General features: G+C 64.0%; 17 protein-coding genes. 10 read left to right on the top strand and 7 right to left on the bottom strand.

The annotated features are described in order from the left end of the window. Positions 1-148 precede the first annotated feature (148 nt). The gene (locus ACZIRK_RS40955; protein ID WP_130227368.1) at positions 149-997 is read right to left on the bottom strand and encodes a DUF1499 domain-containing protein; all 849 of its coding nucleotides are present in this window, start codon (positions 995-997) and stop codon (positions 149-151) included. 610 nt (positions 998-1,607) lie between these two features. On the opposite strand from ACZIRK_RS40955, the gene ACZIRK_RS40950 reads away from it, so the two are divergent. Further along, a complete protein-coding gene (locus tag ACZIRK_RS40950) occupies positions 1,608-2,612 on the top strand; it encodes a hypothetical protein (protein ID WP_474419486.1) in 1,005 nt (334 codons plus the stop codon). A 197-nt stretch (positions 2,613-2,809) separates the two neighbouring features. Here ACZIRK_RS40950 and ACZIRK_RS40945 read toward each other — a convergent pair whose 3' ends face one another. After that, complete coding sequence (locus tag ACZIRK_RS40945) at positions 2,810-4,438, bottom strand: fatty-acid--CoA ligase (protein ID WP_474419485.1); 1,629 nt, start codon at positions 4,436-4,438, stop codon at positions 2,810-2,812. An 82-nt stretch (positions 4,439-4,520) separates the two neighbouring features. Here ACZIRK_RS40945 and ACZIRK_RS40940 point away from each other — a divergent pair, with 82 nt between their 5' ends. Beyond that, positions 4,521-5,669: an extensin family protein gene (locus tag ACZIRK_RS40940; protein ID WP_474419484.1), complete on the top strand. Its 1,149-nt coding sequence runs from the start codon at positions 4,521-4,523 to the stop codon at positions 5,667-5,669. A 20-nt stretch (positions 5,670-5,689) separates the two neighbouring features. On the opposite strand, the gene ACZIRK_RS40935 is transcribed toward ACZIRK_RS40940, so the two are convergent. Next, entirely contained in the window at positions 5,690-6,373 is a 684-nt protein-coding gene (locus tag ACZIRK_RS40935) for a L,D-transpeptidase (RefSeq protein WP_474419483.1), read from the bottom strand. A gap of 345 nt (positions 6,374-6,718) precedes the next feature. Between ACZIRK_RS40935 and ACZIRK_RS40930 the strand changes: the two genes are divergently transcribed. Both ACZIRK_RS40930 and ACZIRK_RS40925 read left to right on the top strand, forming a co-directional pair. After that, positions 6,719-7,696, top strand: coding sequence for a magnesium transporter CorA family protein (locus tag ACZIRK_RS40930; RefSeq protein WP_028168285.1), 978 nt, complete (start codon positions 6,719-6,721; stop codon positions 7,694-7,696). A gap of 162 nt (positions 7,697-7,858) precedes the next feature. Further along, positions 7,859-8,077: a hypothetical protein gene (locus ACZIRK_RS40925; RefSeq protein ID WP_130227365.1), complete on the top strand. Its 219-nt coding sequence runs from the start codon at positions 7,859-7,861 to the stop codon at positions 8,075-8,077. Positions 8,078-8,437: 360 nt separating this feature from the next. On the opposite strand, the gene ACZIRK_RS40920 is transcribed toward ACZIRK_RS40925, so the two are convergent. Together ACZIRK_RS40920 and pdxH are read right to left on the bottom strand one after the other, a co-directional pair. After that, positions 8,438-9,190: an SDR family NAD(P)-dependent oxidoreductase gene (locus ACZIRK_RS40920; RefSeq protein WP_028168287.1), complete on the bottom strand. Its 753-nt coding sequence runs from the start codon at positions 9,188-9,190 to the stop codon at positions 8,438-8,440. Positions 9,191-9,309: 119 nt separating this feature from the next. After that, positions 9,310-9,951, bottom strand: coding sequence for a pyridoxamine 5'-phosphate oxidase (pdxH, locus tag ACZIRK_RS40915; protein ID WP_474419482.1), 642 nt, complete (start codon positions 9,949-9,951; stop codon positions 9,310-9,312). A 123-nt stretch (positions 9,952-10,074) separates the two neighbouring features. Between pdxH and ACZIRK_RS40910 the strand changes: the two genes are divergently transcribed. Continuing rightward, a complete protein-coding gene (locus ACZIRK_RS40910; RefSeq protein WP_474419481.1) occupies positions 10,075-10,479 on the top strand; it encodes an RT0821/Lpp0805 family surface protein in 405 nt (134 codons plus the stop codon). A 105-nt stretch (positions 10,480-10,584) separates the two neighbouring features. After that, positions 10,585-11,559, top strand: a complete 975-nt coding sequence (locus ACZIRK_RS40905) for a DnaJ C-terminal domain-containing protein (protein ID WP_028168290.1) — start codon at positions 10,585-10,587, stop codon at positions 11,557-11,559. Between the two features lie 391 nt (positions 11,560-11,950). Here the strand turns inward: ACZIRK_RS40905 and ACZIRK_RS40900 are convergent, their stop codons facing one another. Both ACZIRK_RS40900 and ACZIRK_RS40895 read right to left on the bottom strand, forming a co-directional pair. Further along, a complete protein-coding gene (locus ACZIRK_RS40900) occupies positions 11,951-12,724 on the bottom strand; it encodes an anti-sigma factor family protein (protein ID WP_028168291.1) in 774 nt (257 codons plus the stop codon). 76 nt (positions 12,725-12,800) lie between these two features. Next, positions 12,801-13,292 carry a sigma-70 family RNA polymerase sigma factor gene (locus tag ACZIRK_RS40895; RefSeq protein ID WP_028168292.1) on the bottom strand — a complete coding sequence of 164 codons (492 nt, stop codon included), beginning with the start codon at positions 13,290-13,292 and terminating at the stop codon, positions 12,801-12,803. A 184-nt stretch (positions 13,293-13,476) separates the two neighbouring features. On the opposite strand from ACZIRK_RS40895, the gene fabI reads away from it, so the two are divergent. From fabI to ACZIRK_RS40875, 4 genes are all read left to right on the top strand, one after another. Beyond that, complete coding sequence (gene fabI / locus ACZIRK_RS40890; RefSeq protein ID WP_474419480.1) at positions 13,477-14,295, top strand: enoyl-ACP reductase FabI; 819 nt, start codon at positions 13,477-13,479, stop codon at positions 14,293-14,295. Between the two features lie 11 nt (positions 14,296-14,306). Further along, positions 14,307-14,906: a histidine phosphatase family protein gene (locus ACZIRK_RS40885; RefSeq protein ID WP_474419495.1), complete on the top strand. Its 600-nt coding sequence runs from the start codon at positions 14,307-14,309 to the stop codon at positions 14,904-14,906. A 187-nt stretch (positions 14,907-15,093) separates the two neighbouring features. After that, positions 15,094-16,179 (top strand): chorismate synthase, encoded by a 1,086-nt coding sequence (gene aroC / locus ACZIRK_RS40880; protein WP_474419479.1) that lies wholly within the window; start codon positions 15,094-15,096, stop codon positions 16,177-16,179. A gap of 23 nt (positions 16,180-16,202) precedes the next feature. Further along, entirely contained in the window at positions 16,203-17,384 is a 1,182-nt protein-coding gene (locus tag ACZIRK_RS40875; protein WP_474419478.1) for an adenylate/guanylate cyclase domain-containing protein, read from the top strand. Positions 17,385-17,526: the final 142 nt, after the last annotated feature.

Genomic DNA, 17,526 nt, shown 5'->3' with positions numbered 1-17,526 from the left:
GAAGGGGTCTGCTCCAGCAGCACGCAGGGCGTCTCCTGCTTGCGGTTGATGACCATATAGCAGCCAACGACGTTTTCCAATTGATTGCCAAGGTCAACCGCACTTCGCGACGAGCTGCCTGCTCGTTACCGGTGTCCCACCCGCCGCCTCACTTCTTCACGGTCTTCGCCTGCACTTTCGGCGGCGCCGGCGCCTTCTTCGGCGCGGCTTTCGCGTTGTCGACGGCGGTGTTGATGTCCTCGATCAGCTTCGACACGCGCGCAGCATTGCTGCCGAGGTCAGCCTCGAAATAGCGCGAGGCCGAGCGGATATCGACCCGCGAATCCTCGCCGTCGGGCATGATGCGGATCGCGACATCCTCGCGGAAGCCCATGATCGGCGTGCGCGCCACCGCCTCGATACGGCCGATGCGGCGCGGTGGCGTCGGCGGACGCTCATCGATCACGAGCCATTTGCGCCGGTTCACCAGTTGCAGCGTCACCGCGTAAGCGCGGTCCACCGGCACCTCGAGCTCGACGGTCTCGATATCGGGATAGGCGCGGCGCTGCTGATCGGCTGAATAGAGCCCGGCATAGACGGCCGAATTGGTGTCGTCGCTGGTGCGCAGGCGCGACAGCGCCTCGAACCGCGGCGGATCGATCGGGTCGGTGGTGATGTCGTGGATCGGCGGCAGCCGGCGATATTGCACGGCGAGATAGGCGGGATAGGCGAGCACCAGCGCGTTGATCAGGAAGGCCAGAAGGATGCGGCCCATGCCGCGCGAACCATTCTGCCAGATCGCGGCGAAGGCGGCGAAGCCAAGCAGGATCGAAAGTCCGGCACAGGCCAGCGCACCGAAGAAGGTCGCCAGCGCCGGCTTCATCTCCAGGAAGCCGAAGCGGACGATGAGGATCGAGACGATCACCGCGACTGCGGAGAAGATCGCGAGGTTGCGTGCCCAGGTGGCGAGGCTGGATACCGGCTCCGACTGATAGGGAACAGAAAACCTGCGGGCCATCGGTGAGAACTGCCGTGTTGTGGCTTGGCCCACTGCCAGGGGCCGGTTGAAAACTCTCAGCTTGAGACCACGGCGGCCCGGCAATTTCAAGGTTTGCGGCGATATGGGACAAGGTACGGGAAAATTTGGCAACCTCACCGATTAACCATTCAATCAAAGTGATCTCTAGTTGTCGATTGACTCGGCGGAACTTTGGGCTAAAGGCTCCACTCTAGGTTGTCGGAACCGCTGAAGCAAAGGGACCGGCCTGGCGAAGGACATCGGCCAACGGCAATCAAAAAAAGATAACGGCGGGCGTCAGCCGGAAGCGTTGCAAGAGGACCTAAGCTCACGGTCGTCGCCGCAGGCGGACCGGAGGTGCGCGGTTGCATCCTCATGGGCCGTAAGGATCGCGAACAGCGTAGCCGGCGTACATCAGCGGGGCTGGTGGGCAGCCGCCTCAGGGCGAGCGTTCAGTATGAATGGCGGCAGGGACGAAGGCTACGTTGATCCGAACGATCCGACCTACTACGCCCCGCGCGAGCCGTGGGAGCGGGCGATAAGCGGGCAGCCGGCGGCGCCGCTCAGACGGTCCGCGGAGCCTGCATCGTTGACTGTCGACGATCCGCCCTTGCAATCGCTGCGCAAGCCTCGACGTCGCGACCATTCGGAAATGTTCACCAAGGCCGTCGCCCAAGCCATGCAGGAAGCGATGGAGCCCATGGAGGCGCCATCCGTTCTCCGCAATTCGGGAAGGCGCGCGCTGCTCCGCGTGGGAGCGAGGTTCGCGATCGCGGCAGCGGTTGCGGCAGCCATCGCGATGATCGTCGTCATGGCGATTCCGGCGTCGCAAAGTCCTGGGGTTCAGTCGAACGCCATCGCATCGATCTCGTCTTCCTGGCAGTCGCTTAAGACCTCGCTGTTTCCGGCGCCGCAACGCAAGCGGGCTGCGACCCTCGCCGTCGAGGACAGCAGCGGGCTTGCCGACGACGCGCTGCCGCTCGGGCTGCGCGTGGGTGCTCCCCCTCCTGGTGCCGTCATTGCCATCAACGGATTGCCAGCCGGCGCGCGGCTGACGGCTGGCAAGCGCGTCGCCGCCAACGAGTGGCGCGTGTCCGCGTCGGAGATTTCCGCCGTGTCGGTCATTCCGCCGGACGGCTTCGTCGGCCAGATGCTGGTGACGGTAGAATTGCGTGACGGCGACGGTGCCGCGCTCGTGGGTAGTTCGATCCGGCTTTCCTGGAAAGCCGCTGCCAGCGTTGCGGCGCGGCCACCGGCGGCTGCCGTGGCTGCGGTGCCGGCTCGGCCTGCGGCCGCTTCCCCGCCGCCGCAGATGGACACCGTGCGCAATCTGGATCCGAAGGAAATTTCCGTTGTCGTCAAGCGCGGACAGGATTTGCTCGCCAGCGGCGACATCGCGGCGGCGAGGCTACTGCTGCTGCGCGCCGCCGAAGCACGAGACGCGCGCGCCGCGCTGCTCCTTGCCCGGACTTACGACCCGATCGTGCTCAAGCAATTGGGCGCCAGTGGCCCGCTCGCGGACCTCGCGCAGGCCCGCAACTGGTATCAAAAAGCGAAAGAATGGGGCGAACCCGAAGCTCAGCGCCAACTTGATGCGCTCGCGCCCATCCGTTGATCCCTGCACTGCCCATCGCTCGCGCCCGTGAATCTCTGGCGATATTAGGGGAAGGCGTATCAACTTGCGCCGGCCGTAGGGTGGGCAAAGCGAAGCGTGCCCACCATTCACGGTCGGTGCAAGAGATGGTGGGCACGCTGCGCTTTGCCCACCCTACGGGCTGTCGCCAAGCCCGGGCATGACGGAGAGCCTGTTCGTTACGCGGCTGCGGTCGGGAGGCTGTAGGCCTTGAACTGATCGCGCAGCGCGGTCTTCAGGATCTTGCCGGTCGCGGTGTGCGGAATGCCGTCGACGAAGACGACATCGTCGGGCATCCACCATTTCGCGATCTTGCCGTCCATGAACTTCAGGATCTCCTCGCGCGTCGCCTGCTGGCCCTGCTTGAGCTGCACGATCAGCAGCGGACGCTCGTCCCACTTCGGATGGAACACGCCGATCACGGCGGCCTCGGCCACGGCCGGATGGCCGACCGCGAGGTTCTCCAGGTCGATCGACGAGATCCATTCGCCGCCCGACTTGATCACGTCCTTGGAGCGATCGGTGATCCGCATGTAGCCGTGCGCATCGATCGTCGAGACGTCGCCGGTGTCGAAATAGCCTTCCTCGTCGAGAATGCTGCTGTCGACGCGGAAATAGGCCTTGGCGATCGACGGGCCCGAGACCTTGAGCCGGCCGAAGGTCTTGCCATCCCACGGCAGCTCCTTGCCGGCATCGTCGGCGATCTTCATCTGGACGCCGAACGGCGGGTAGCCCTGCGTCTGCAGGACGTCGAGCCGTTCTTCGCCGGTGCGCTCTCCGAAGGGCGGTTTCAGCGCCGCGACCGTGCCGATCGGGCTCATCTCGGTCATGCCCCAGGCGTGGCGCGGCTCCACGCCCATGTTGAGGAAAGCCTCGATCATCGAGCGCGGCATCGCCGAGCCGCCGCATATCACCATCTCCAGGTGCGGCAGCTTCAGGTTGTTGGCGGCCATGTGCTGCAGCAGCATCAGCCACACTGTCGGCACGCCGGCGGTGTGCGTCACCTTCTCGGTGTCGAGCAATTCGTAGACCGAGGCGCCGTCGAGCTTCGGCCCGGGCATCACCAGCTTGGTGCCCATCGAGGGCGCGGAAAAAGCGATGCCCCAGCTATTGGCATGGAACAGTGGCACCACCGGCAGCATTGTATCGGTCGCGGATGTGCCCAGCGCATCCTTGTTGTTGGCCATGAGCGCATGCAGCACGTTGGAACGGTGCGAATACAATACGCCTTTGGGGTCGCCCGTGGTGCCCGACGTGTAGCACATCGCCGCTGCGGTGTTCTCGTCGAACGTCTTCCACTGGAACTTGCCGTCGGACGCCGCGATCCAGTCTTCATAGGCGACCGCGTTCTTCAGCGTGGTCTCTGGCATGTGCGCCTTGTCGGTCAGCACGATAAAGCGCTCGACGCTCGGAAGCTTGTCGGCGATCTTCTCCAGCACCGGCACGAAGGTGAGGTCGGTCATCACCACGCGGTCCTGGGCGTGGTTGATGATCCAGGCGATCTGTTCGGGAAACAGGCGCGGGTTGACGGTATGGCAGATCGCGCCGATACCCATGATGCCATACCAGACTTCGAGATGGCGCCAAGTATTCCAGGCGATGGTGGCGACACGATCGCCGAGCTTGATGCCGTCGCGCTCCAGGCTCTGCGAGACCTTCAGCGCGCGCGCATGGATTTCCGCATAGGTGGTGCGATGGATCGGGCCTTCGACCGACCGCGTCACGACCTCCTGTGTGCCGTGATACTTCGCTGCGTGTTCGATAATCCGGTGACACAGCAAAGGCCAGTCCTGCATCAAACCAAGCATACGCACGTCCCTCCTCAGTGTTTTTCTCTCGCATGACCGGCCAGCCAGACAGTATAGCCAGCCGTCCAATCATGAAATTGACATGAACTGTAGCGCGGAGAAAGCAAGCCGAAAATCCAATTATGGTGCGTTTGGCCGCACCGGAATGGCACTGGTTACCGCCGTAGCCATATTGCTCGGAATGCTGGCCGAATCCGCCCTGGGGGCCCGCAGGTCGGTCCCGTTTCCCTTCGCCGACCTGTTCGCGCCGCCCCGGCCAAGGTCGCATCGCGCCGTCCATCGGGCAGTGATGGTGCCATTGCCAAAGCCGCGTCCGGCCGACGCGCCTGCCGCAAAGCCGCCTGAGCCGCCTGCAGCCGCCGAAAAGGCCCGTCCGGCCGATCATGGCAAAGCCGCCGATGAGCCTCCCGCAGAGAAGGCTGGCGAGCAAGCTCCTACGCCGCAGCCCTCAGCCTGCCGGCAGGCGCTGACGGAAGAGATCGCCATCGCGCCAAGTGTCCCCGATATCCATGGCCCCGGCGGCTGCGGCGGCGAAGATCTGGTGCGATTGGAGGCGATCGTGCTGCCCGACAAGCGAAAGGTTGCGGTGAAGCCGGCGGCGATCCTCCGCTGCACCATGGCTACCGCGATCGCCGACTGGGTGCGCTCCGACATCGCGCCGCTGTCTGGCCCGCTTGGCGGCACGATCAGCGAACTCGACAATTTCGATTCCTTCGAGTGCCGCGGCCGCAATCGCGTCCCGGGCGCGCAGCTTTCCGAGCATGGCCGCGCCAATGCGATCGACGTCCGCGCCTTCAAGCTCGCGAACGGCCGCTCGATCTCGCTTACCGACCGTAGCGTGCCGCGCGATCTGCGCGAGACCGTGCTGCACTCGGCCTGCACCCGCTTCACGACCGTGCTCGGGCCCGGCTCCGACGGCTACCATGAGGACCACATCCATCTCGACCGGATGGAGCGGCGAAACAATTACCGGATCTGCCAGTGGGATGTCTGGGACCCGCTGCCGGCCGTCGCCCCGCTGTTGCCGGCCGAGCGCCCCGAGGAAGCGCCGCCGCGCGAGGTCGCCGCCAAGGAGGAGCCAAAGAGCGGCGCCAAGACTGACACCAAGTCGGAGAGTACGAAGTCAAAAAATGCGAAGCCGGATGCCGGCGATTCCGACGCTACGGAGTCAAAGCCTGCGGCGACCAACCCGCAGCCAACAAAAAAGCGCCGGCAAAGCCGGCGCCATTGATCGCGTCTTCCGCAAGCGAACTATTGCACCATGGCATTGCTGCCGCCGCCCTGCAGCGCCATCTTCGAGTTGAACGGCGAGTCGCCGTGCTTCGGCTCCAGCACGACCACGACGGTGCCGACGCCGACGCGGTCATAAAGGTCGATCACGTCCTCGTTGGTCATGCGGATGCAGCCCGAGGAGATCGAGGCCCCGATATATTCCGGCTGGTTGGTGCCGTGGATGCGGAACAGCGTGTCCTTGCCGCCGGAGTACAGATAGAGCGCGCGCGAACCCATCGGGTTGTCGGGTCCCGGTGCGACATAGGTCGGAACGCCAAGCCGGGAGATTTCGCCGGGGGTCGGGTGCCAGGCCGGCCACTCGGTCTTGCTGCCGACCTTGGCAATGCCCGACCATGCCATGGCTTCTTCGCCGACGGTGATGCCGTAGCGGATCGCCTTGCCGTCCTTTTGCACCAGGTAAAGGTAGTGGTTGTCGGAATCGACCACGATGGAACCCGGCGCCTCCTTGCGGTGGTAATCCACAATGGCGCGGCGGAACGGCTCGGCGACCGGAACTTTCGCGTAAGTGGTCTTCGCCAGCAGGTCCTTATCGCGCTGCTTGAAGTTGGCGGCGTTGGTGGCCTCGTAAGTTGTAGCCTGCATGCAACCCGACAACATCAGGCCGGCGGCCACAATCCCCAGCGTAACTTTCAGCGACGACATGGTACACTTCCGTTGCAAATCTGCGCTCGCAGCGCGAAAATGCGCCCCAATCGCCACGATTCCATCATCTCTTTGATCGTATTATTGCCGAAACCTGCCGCTATTCCCAGCGTTTAGAGACCTATCCCGCGTCGCGGGACCCCTTCTGTGGCTTTTTTGCCGCAAATCCTGCGATCCGGCGGCCGATTTCTGTGCAGATCAGCAACGGTTGCCGAGTCCGGGCCGCGCCGCCGCCATTTCGCCGCCACAAATATGGACAGGCGGTTAATGCGCCGGTCATGAAGCCCTTGCCAGAATCGCGTTTAGTCCTGTTGGGTGCGCCGGTGCCCTGTTCCGGAGTTGCTGATGCTGTCAGTGTTCGTTCCTGCCGATTTCACGCTGAAAAAGGTCGTTTCCGACGAGGTTGCGGCCTTGCCGGAGAATGCAGTCTGGATCGACATGGTCAGGCCGACGCCGGAGGAGGACCGCGCCGTGGAGCGGCTGGCCGGGATCGCGGTGCCGACCCGAGAGGACATGCAGGAAATCGAGATTTCCAGCCGGCTCTATATCGAGAACGGCGCGCGCTACATGACCGCGACGCTGATGTGCCATTCCGACACCGACATGCCCCACACCACGGCGGTCACCTTTATTCTGGCTGGCCACCGACTGGTGACCGTGCGCTACGACCAGCCGAAACCGTTCGCGCTGGTCGAGGCCAAGCTTGGGCGGTCCTGCGCGCCCACTATCAACGGCGAGATGGTGCTGATGGAGTTGCTCGATGCGGTGATCGACCGCTGCGCCGACATTCTGGAGCGCTGCGGCGCCGATATCGACCAGGTCTCCCACGACATCTTCGAACCGGAGGCCGAGCGGCACGGCCATGCCAAGCAGTATTCGCGGATCCTGATCGAGATCGGGCGCAAGGGCGACCTGACCTCGAAAGTGCGTGAAAGCCTGGTCTCCATCGGTCGCGTCGTCACCTTCATGTCGGCGGTGATCGAAGGCGTCAAATGGTCCAAGGACATGCGCGAGCAGCTCAAGACCATGCAGCGCGACGTCGCCTCCCTGACCGACCACGCCTCCTATCTCTCCAACAAGATCACCTTCACGCTGGACGCCATGCTCGGCGTCGTCAATCTCGAGCAGAACAACATCATCAAGCTGTTCTCGGTGATGGCCGTGGTGCTCATGCCGCCGACGCTGATCGCCTCGATCTACGGCATGAACTTCAAGGCGATGCCGGAACTCGACTGGCCGCATGGCTATCCGATCGCGCTCGTGATGATGCTGATTGCAGCGATCGTGCCGTACTACCTTTTCAAATTGAAGAAGTGGCTCTAGTTCCATTGCTGCGCACGATCGCGAGTTCCATTGCAGTCGCGATCGCGGCAATAAGGCTGCCGCAATTCCTCCGCGAATCCTCCGCTAAAATTTGAGTGTTGCACTGAACGTTTGAGCGAAACTTTGCTGCGATAACCCCCGCCTCAAGCCGGAGGGACAGCAATGGTTGAGAAGATCATAACGCCACGGCGTAACATCATCGACTTCGCGCGCTATCAGCAGGACCGCATGGTTGGAAGGATGCAGGCGATATCGCCGCGCACCTGCCGTCACTGCGGCGCAGCCCTGCTCGATGGCGAAAACGAAGACGAGTGCTCGAGCGCCTACAACACCAGCGCGCAGCGAGTGGTTGAGAAGCCGCGGAAGTTCTACGCGGATTGACGGCCAGGACGGCCGCTAACGAGTGCAGGCAAAGCAATCCGGAAGTCGACGGCGGAAACGGTCTGGATTGCTTGGTGCTCCTCGTTTGTTACGCACGATCCGATAAATTGGAAATCGCAGCCGTGGTCGCTCGCCCGCGAACAGGCGACGGTATACGTGGAGAGAACCCCTCACCCGAATGAGCCTGTGGTGATGGCGGAGCTGCCCTCTCCCACAAGGGGCGAGGGCACATCAACTGGCGTCGGCAAGGCGTTCTTCCCTTCTCCCCTTGTGGGAGAAGGTGGCGCGAAGCGCCGGATGAGGGGTTGTCTCCACGGGCGACAGTGTCTCCGGAGAGAGCCGTCAACTCAGCAATCTGTCCTACACGTGCTGGCCACCATTGATGTGGATCTCGGCGCCGTTCACGTAGGAACTGGTTTCCGTGCACAGGACGTAGATGATCTTGGCAACTTCATCTGGAGTGCCCAGGCGATGCATCGGGATCTGCTGCTCGACGATCTTCTCGGTGCCCGGCGACAGGATCGAGGTGTCGATCTCGCCCGGCGCGATCGAGTTGACGCGGACGCCGACGCGGCCGAAATCGGACGCCATCTCGCGCGTCAGCGCCGCGAGCGCCGCTTTCGAGGTGGCATAGGCCGCGCCCGCGAACGGGTGCACGCGGGAGCCCGCGATCGAAGTGACGTTCACCACCGCACCCTTGGCGGTCTTCAATTCGTTGATCAGCCCGCGCGCCAGCATGATCGGCGCGAAGAAGTTGACGCGGAAGACATGCAGCCAGGTGTCGATATCGGTGTCCATGGTACCGAGCCGCGTGCCGCCCGGCCCCTTGGGCGAGATCGCCGCATTGTTGACGAGCGCGTGCAGTTCGTCGTTCTCCAGCCGTCTGCGGATTTCCGAGATTGCGCGCACGGTGTCGTCATGGTCGCCGAAATCGACCTCGATGTGATCCTCGGGTCCGGCGCCCCAGGGGCAAACTTCCGGAAAGGCGTGCCGCGAGCAGGTGATGACGCGCCAGCCGGCCGAGGAAAACCGGATCGCGGTAGCATGGCCGATGCCGCGGCTGGCGCCGGTCAGGAGCAGCGTGCGTCGCGGCGCGTTGGAATGGTTCGGCATTGGACGGTTCTCTCGTTCTTCGTCATGCCGGCCTCGTGCCGGGCATCCACGTGTTCGGACTGGCTCGAAACTGAGACGTGGACGGGGCCGGGACAAGCCCGGCCATGACGGTCTGAGTCTTACGGATAAAGCCTTACTTTGGTCCAGGCTTGGCCTGGGTCCTCGCGCCGGAATTCGATGCGGTCGTGCAGGCGGTAGGGACGGTCGTGCCAGAACTCGATGCTGACAGGGCTGATGCGCCAGCCGCTCCACCCCTGAGGGCGCGGCACCTCGCCGATCACATATTTCGCGGCGACCTTCGCGATCGCCTGCTCGAAGGCGAAACGGCTCTCCAACGGCTGCGACTGCTTGCTGGCCCAGGCGCCAAGCTGCGCCTGCTTCGGGCGCGTCGCGAAATAGTCGTCGGCCTCGGCGTCGCTCACCGGCGACACGTTGCCGCGGATGCGCACCTGCCGGCGCAAGGATTTCCAGTGGAATAGTAAAGCGGCCTTAGGATTTGCGGCGAGTTCGCGGCCTTTGGCGCTGGCGATGTGGCTGTAGAACACGAAGCCATCAGCGTCATAGCCTTTCATCAGCACCATCCGCACGTCCGGCAGCCCGTCGGGATCGACGGTTGCGAGCGCCATCGCGTTGGGATCGTTCGGCTCGGACTTGGTTGCTTCGGCAAACCATTCGGCGAACAGCGCAAATGGTTCTTCCGCAGCGGTAAAATCACCCGATGTTAACGGTGTAGGGTGTTTGATGGAGGTCGTGTCTGTCATGTCAGGAGTCCAGCGTTGCGTCCGTCGGCCTCAGAGCGCGCGTTACTCGCCCTATATAGGACGTCCTTATATAGGGCATGGGGACGCGTTGGCCTATCGGCGATCCGACCGGCGGGGACGGTGGTGACATTGGTTCTAATCGGCCTAGGGGCCGGCGGCTGCGCCCTGTCGCGCGGCGACAGTTTTGCCCGGCTGGACGACAGGGACTTGACGGGGTCGCTCGGCGCGCCCCACGTAAAGTCAGCGGCGCCGACCGACAGCGACCTCGCCTTTGCCCGCAACGCCGCCTCCGACGTGCTGACCAAGGGCGACAAGGATTCCAGCCAGGCCTGGGAAAATCCCGAGACCGGTGCGCGCGGCTCGGTGACGCCGTTGTCGCAGGCTTACGCCGCCGAGGACGGTCGGACTTGCCGGGATTTCCTGGCAAGCTATGTCAACGGCCGGACCGAGAGCTGGCTGCAGGGTGCCGGCTGCAAGGCCGGACGCGGGAGGTGGGAGATCCATAGTCTGAAACCTTGGAAATCCTGAACGCCAAAGCAGTTGCAAAAATGCCACGGCGTCCCCAAATGACACCAAAGTGGGGCGACAAGCCCGGAAATTTCAGGTCTGATTCCCGTGAAGGAGACGTGACGGATGCGCGACCCCTATGAGGTCTTGGGGGTGCCGCGGGGCGCCAGCGCTGCCGCGATCAAAAGCGCCTATCGCAAGCTCGCCAAGAAGCATCATCCCGACAGCAACAAGAACGATCCGAAGGCTGCCGAGCGTTTCGCCGAGATCAACTCGGCCAACGAGATCGTTGGCGACGAGGAGAAGCGCAAGCAGTTTGACCGCGGCGAGATCGACGCCGAGGGCAAGCCGCGTTTCCAGGGCTTCCCCGGCGGAGGCTTTGGCGGCGGCGATGCGCGCGGCCGTGCCGGTCCGGGCGGGTTCGAAACCTATACGTTCCGCAGCGGCTCTGGCGGCGGCATGGAAGGCGGCGGTGCAGGCGGCTTCGAGGACATCCTCAACAGCATGTTCGGCGCCGGTGCGCGTGCGCGCAGGGGCGGCGGCACCCAGTTTGAATTCGATACTGGCGGCGTCGGGCTCGACCTCGACCAGAGCGTCGCCATGACGGTGTCGCTGGAGGAGGCGGTGAACGGCGCCGAGAAGCGCGTCCGCCTGCCGACCGGCAAGGAACTCAATGTCAAGATTCCCGCCGGCGTCAGCTCCGGCCAGCAGATCCGGCTGAAGGGGCAGGGCGAGACGGCGCCTGGCCATCGTCCGGGCGATCTCCTGATCACAGTGACGATCGCGCCGCATTCCTTCTTCAAGGTCGACGGCAACGATCTCAGGGTCGAGCTGCCGATCACGCTGTACGAGGCGGTGCTGGGCGGCAAGGTCCGCGTGCCGACGCTTGGCGGCGCGGTCGAATTGTCGATCCCCAAGAACACCTCGAGCGGGCGGACGTTTCGGCTGAAGGGCAAGGGACTGCCGAAGTCGGGCGGCGCGGGCGACCTCTACGTCACCACTCGCATCATCCTGCCTGATGGGAACGATGCTGAGCTGGAAGCATTGATGCAGAAGTGGCGCGACCAGCATCCTTACAATCCCCGCAGCGATCTTGGCTGAGGGTGCGGCCTCGAGAGGGGGACCAGCGCAATACCAAACCCCAATCGAGGCCGCGAGCGCTGATCGGCGGATCGAGCGCTGCGCGATAACGCGGGCACATCCGGTGCGATTCTGAGACGCGCCGATGTCCTTATTCCAGATTTTCGATGACAGAATTGGGACATCGGGCAAGTGTGGCCATTGCGTCACGAACGTCCGCGAAATGCGGGCGTTTTCGCAAAACCCGGTATTGCCCGGTCTTTCGAATCGCTGTGCGCGAACTACATAACCTCGTGCGACGGCGCCTCGCGCTGTCGCAGCCCTCCTTGGGCGTTTCCTCCCTAGACTTGGGCCGCTTGCTGTCGCAGGTGGCCCTTTTTTCTCAGCGGTGGCCGGGGATGATCGTGCCGACTCAGCCGCCGGTCTTTTCCATCTGGTCGTAGACGGCTTGCGCGATCTGGGTCAGGCGGTTGCGATCGCTGCCGCCTGAGACGACGTAGCCGACGCCGCGGTCGGCCCAGAACAGCGCGCCCTCATTGCCGTGCGTGGCGTAACGCATTTGCGTGGTCTCCGCCTGCGCCTTGGAGGCGTAGACCGTGAAGCGCTCGCCGGAGGCGCTTTCATACATCAGGAAAGAAGCCGGCCGCCCGGTCGGGCCAGGCAGCAGCCGGCCGCCAACCAGCTTCAATCCCGCCGCCGACAGCTCCGGCGCGCGCACGTCCCAGCCGCAGCGCTTGGTCAGCCAGGCCTGCAGATGGGCGCGCTCATCGCCGGGCACCTCGACCGGATGGCGGACCTCGACCACATAGAGCCGGTGCGCGTCCATCGCATCGAGCGTGAAGCTCTGCAGCGGCGAGGGCTTGGCCGCCGCGCCATGCGCGATCCAGCCGACGCCGCCGCCGGCGATGAATGCCACCAGCGCCGCCGCAATGGCGCCATAGACCAGCTTGCGCGGCTGACGCACCAATTGCTCGATCTCGAGCCGCTTCGGCACCGCCTCGTCTGCGACCGAATCGTAGCGCGCGTGCAGCACGTCGGCCATGGCGAGCCACGACCGCACCCGTTCGGCGTCATCGGGGTGCGCTGCCAGCCACGCCTCGACGTCGCCGCGGCGCTCCGCCGGCAATTCGTTGTCGACATAGGCGTGCAGCTCGTCCTCGGTGACGGGAATCCTGGGGTTGGTCATCGCAGTCGTCTCTGTCTAATTCTCAACAATCGAAATCGCCTGAACCTGATGTCATGGCCATGCACAACGCCTGCCATCATTTCACCCGCCTCAGCGTCGTCGCCCGTTCGCCTTCGAGGAAGGCCTTAACGTGGGCGCGAGCACGCGCAAGCCGGGACATCACGGTGCCGATCGGCACGCCCTGGATGTCGGCGACTTCGCGGTAACTCAATCCTTCCAGCATCACCAGAAGCAGCGCCGCGCGCTGCTCTTCCACCAGCGTCGCCAGCGCGCGCGCAATGTCGCGGCCTTCGGCCTCGGTGCCGCTGGCGTCCGGATTGTTGTCCAGCAGCGGCATGAATTGCGGCCGCCGCGCCAGCGAGCGGCGGCGGTTCTTGTTGAGGTTGGTCAGGATCGTATAGAGCCAGCTCCGCACGTCGCCGCCGAGGAACAGCCGCTCGGAACGCAGCGCCCGCACCAAGGTGTCCTGCACCAAATCGTCGGCGATATCGGCATCGCGCGCCAGCGCCCGCGCGTAACGGCGCAGCGCCGGGATCATGGCTTCAACACTCTGCCGGAACGCGGTCATGACACCGGATCTTCATCCTGCTTCAGCTCGGACGCCTTGCCTAACATAACACCCGAATGACGTGGCTATTCCGTCGATCGCGACGGGGCCAAATCAGCGTTAACAGGAGGCGGATTTGGACTGTACCGCGGTGGAGCGCTGGTGTACCTCCGAATACCAAATGCAACGCGAGAATGGACAGCGGATGGCACAGAAATCGGGTCTGATGCAGGGCAAGCGCGGCGTGATCCTTGGCGTCGCCAATAACCGCTCGATCGCCTGGGGGATCGCCAAAGCCTGCCACGATGCCGGCGCCGAGATCGCGCTCACCTGGCAGGGCGATGCCCTGAAGAAGCGGGTCGAGCCCTTGGCGAAGGAATTGAACGCGCTCCTGCTCGGCCATTGCGACGTCACCGACGCTGCGACCATCGACGCGGTGTTCGACGTTATCAGGGAGAAGTGGGGCAAGATCGATTTCGTCGTGCATGCGATCGCCTTCTCCGACAAGGACCAGCTCGACGGCCGCTACATCGAGACCACAGCGGAGAATTTTTCCAAGTCGATGCTGATCAGCTGCTACTCGCTGACCGCGATCGCGCAGCGGGCCGAGAAGCTGATGACCGACGGCGGCTCGATCATCACGCTGACCTATTATGGCGCCGAGAAGTGGATGCCGCATTACAACGTGATGGGCGTCGCGAAAGCGGCGCTGGAAGCGAGCGTGCGCTATCTCGCCGCCGATCTCGGCGAGAAGAACATCCGCGTCAACGCGATCTCGGCAGGTCCGATCAAGACGCTCGCGGCCTCCGGCATCGGCGATTTCCGCTACATTCTGAAGTGGAACGAGTACAACGCTCCAATGCGGCGCACGGTCACGATCGAGGAGGTCGGCGACAGCGCGCTCTATCTGCTGTCCGATCTGGCACGCGGCGTCACCGGCGAGGTGCATCATGTCGATTCCGGCTATCACATTGTCGGCATGAAGCGTCCCGATGCGCCTGACATTTCGCTCGCCAAGGAATAGCTGCTGCGTCGATAGCAATGCCAACAATCTACTACATCCGCCATGGCGAGACGGCATGGAACGCGGAAGGCCGGCTGCAAGGCACCCTGGATATTCCGCTGAACGATCGTGGGCGCGCGCAAGCGTCCCATGCCGGCCATGTGCTAGCCGACCTTCTCACGCGCGACGGATATGACAGGGCAACGCTGCCCTACGTCTCGAGCCCGCTCGGACGGGCGCGCCAGACTATGGAGCTGGCGCGTCGCGCGCTGGAATTGCCGCCTGGCGACTATTCGCTCGACGACCGGTTGCGCGAGATCGGCTACGGCGTCTGGGAAGGCTCGACGCTGGCGGAGATGCAACTCGCCGATCCCGAGCTCTACGCCAAGCGCCAGACCGCGAAATGGACGATGGCGCCGGAGGGCGGCGAGACCTACGCCGCGGTGCAGCTGCGGGTGCGCGACTGGTACGACTCGCTCCTGGGCGACACCGTCACCGTGGCCCATGGCGGCACCTGCCGCGCCCTGATGGTGTCGCTCGGCATCGAAACCCCTGATAGCGCCGCGGACCTCTACATCGAGCAGGGCGCCGTCTATGTGTTTCGCGATGGCGGGCTGGTGAAGTATAGTTAAGAACCGCGCTCCGCCGTCATGGCCGGGCTTGTCCCGGCCATCCACGTCTTGGCGGCGCGGAACGAAGCGCGTGGATGCCCGGGACAAGCCCGGGCATGACGACCGAAGTTTGACGCTGTCGACTGCGCGCGTTACGACATGCTGACAGTCAACATTGCATTACAACGCACAAGGCGGCGATCACCGGATGTCTCACAACACCTTCGGCCATTTGTTCCGCGTCACGACCTTCGGCGAGAGCCATGGGGTGGCGATCGGCTGCGTGGTCGATGGCTGTCCGCCGCTGATCCCGCTGACGGTCGAGGAGATCCAGCACGATCTCGACCGACGCCGGCCGGGCCAGTCCCGCTTCACCACCCAGCGCCAGGAACCGGATGCGGTGAAGATCCTGTCCGGCGTGATGGCGCATCCGGAGACCGGCGTGCAGGTGACGACGGGCACGCCGATCAGCCTCCTGATCGAGAACACCGACCAGCGCTCGAAGGACTATTCCGAGATCAAGGACAAGTTCCGCCCCGGCCATGCCGACTTCACCTATGAGGCCAAATACGGCCTGCGCGATTACCGCGGTGGCGGCCGCTCCTCGGCGCGCGAGACCGCGACCCGGGTTGCCGCCGGCGCGATTGCGCGAAAAATCCTGCCGGAGATCAAGATCCGCGGCGCGCTGGTGCAGATGGGCCCGCACAAGATCGATCGCGATAAGTGGGATTGGGACGAGATTGGCCGCAATCCGTTCTTCTGCCCGGACCAGGACAAGGCGGCGTTCTTCGAAGATTATCTCGATGGCATCAGGAAGAAGGGCTCCTCGATCGGCGCGGTGATCGAGGTCGTGGCCGAGGGCGTGCCGCCCGGGCTCGGCGCGCCGATCTACGCCAAGCTCGATAGCGAGTTGGCGGCTGCGATGATGAGCATCAATGCAGTGAAGGGTGTCGAGATCGGCGCCGGGTTCGGCGCGGCCGAATTGTCGGGCGAGGAGAACGCCGACGAGATGCGCACCGGCAATAACGGCGTGCGTTTCCTGTCCAACAACGCCGGCGGCATCCTGGGCGGCATCTCCACCGGCCAGCCGGTGGTGGCGCGCTTCGCCGTGAAGCCGACCTCCTCGATCCTGTCGCCGCGGCTGACCGTGGACCGCAGCGGCGCCGAGACCGATATCATGACCAAGGGCCGCCACGACCCCTGCGTCGGCATTCGCGCCGTGCCGGTGGGCGAGGCGATGATGGCCTGCGTGCTCGCCGATCATTTCCTGCGGCACCGGGGACAGGTTGGATAGAATCTGACAGCACAGAGGCCGTGATGCAGATCGACATCAGGGGGATCGCGGACTGGCTGATCGACGGCGCAAGGTCGACCCCTGTTGTCACCGACATGGTCTCCGAACTGTGCGGGCGCCTGGTTGCGGCCGGCATCCCGCTGTGGCGGGTCGGATTCTTCATCCGGACGCTGCACCCAGAAATCTATGGGCGCAATTTCATCTGGAAGCCCGGCGAGCCTGTCGTCGTCGGCTCGGTTGACTACGACATCAAGCAAACGCCGGAGTTCATCGCAAGCCCGCTTGCGATCGTTTTTGGCGAGGTCAGGGAGGTGCGGTGCCGCACCGACGATCCCGAAAGCCGGCGATTTCCCTTCCTCGACGACATGCGCGCGGAAGGCGTGACCGACTATGTGGCCATACCGCTACGCTTCATCGATGGCTTCACGCATGCCTCCAGTTGGACCACCAAGCAGGCGGGCGGTTTCACCGACGAGCAGCTCGCCGCACTGCGATCGGTGCTGCCGGCGTTGACGCGTCTCATCGAGGTGATCGGCCTTCGCCGCGTCGCTGCGACCTTGCTCGACACTTATGTCGGCAATCGCGCGGGCACGCGCATCCTCGATGGTCAGATCCGGCGCGGGCACGGCGAGACCATGCACGCGGCGATCTGGCTGTCGGACTTGCGTGGCTTCACCGCACTATCGGATCGACTTCCGGCCGAAACCGTCGTCGACATGCTCAACCGCTATTTCGACTGCCAGGTCGCCTCGATCCGTGCCCATGATGGCGAGGTGCTGAAATACATGGGCGATGGACTGCTCGCGGTTTTTCCGATCGATGAGTATGTCGGGGATGCGCAACAGGTCTGTTCGCACGTGTTGGAAGCCGCGCAGGACATGCGGGCCAGCGTCGAGGCGCTGCGGTATCCGGTCGGCGACGTGGTCGAGCGTTTCCGTTTCGGCGTTGCGCTGCACGTCGGAACAATTCTCTATGGCAATATCGGCGGCGGCAACCGGCTCGACTTCACCTGCATTGGCCGAGCGGTGAATCTTGCCGCGCGACTGGAGAAGATCGCCGGCCGACTTGGCCGCACGGTCGTGGCCTCCGAAGGCTTTGCCGGCATCTGCCGCGGCGGCTGGGATGATCTCGGCGAATTTCCGATCGCAGGTTTTTCAAAGGCCCAGCGCGTCTACGGCCTGATGGGCGAGGCGTCTGCGAGCTGAATTCCGCGGCGACCCCTAGGCTGTGTGGACTCTTGGGATTCTCAAATCAGACGGAACGTGATTCAAGGCTTTCTTTTAGGAGGAAGCCTTGGGGGTTCTGGATCGGCTCGTTCTAAACGACACGCAATGGGACCGTATCTCC

The sequence above is a fragment of the Bradyrhizobium sp. Leo114 genome (assembly GCF_055229415.2).
The sequence above is the reverse complement of the archived record's forward strand: the minus strand, read 5'-3'. Positions and strand labels throughout refer to the sequence as shown.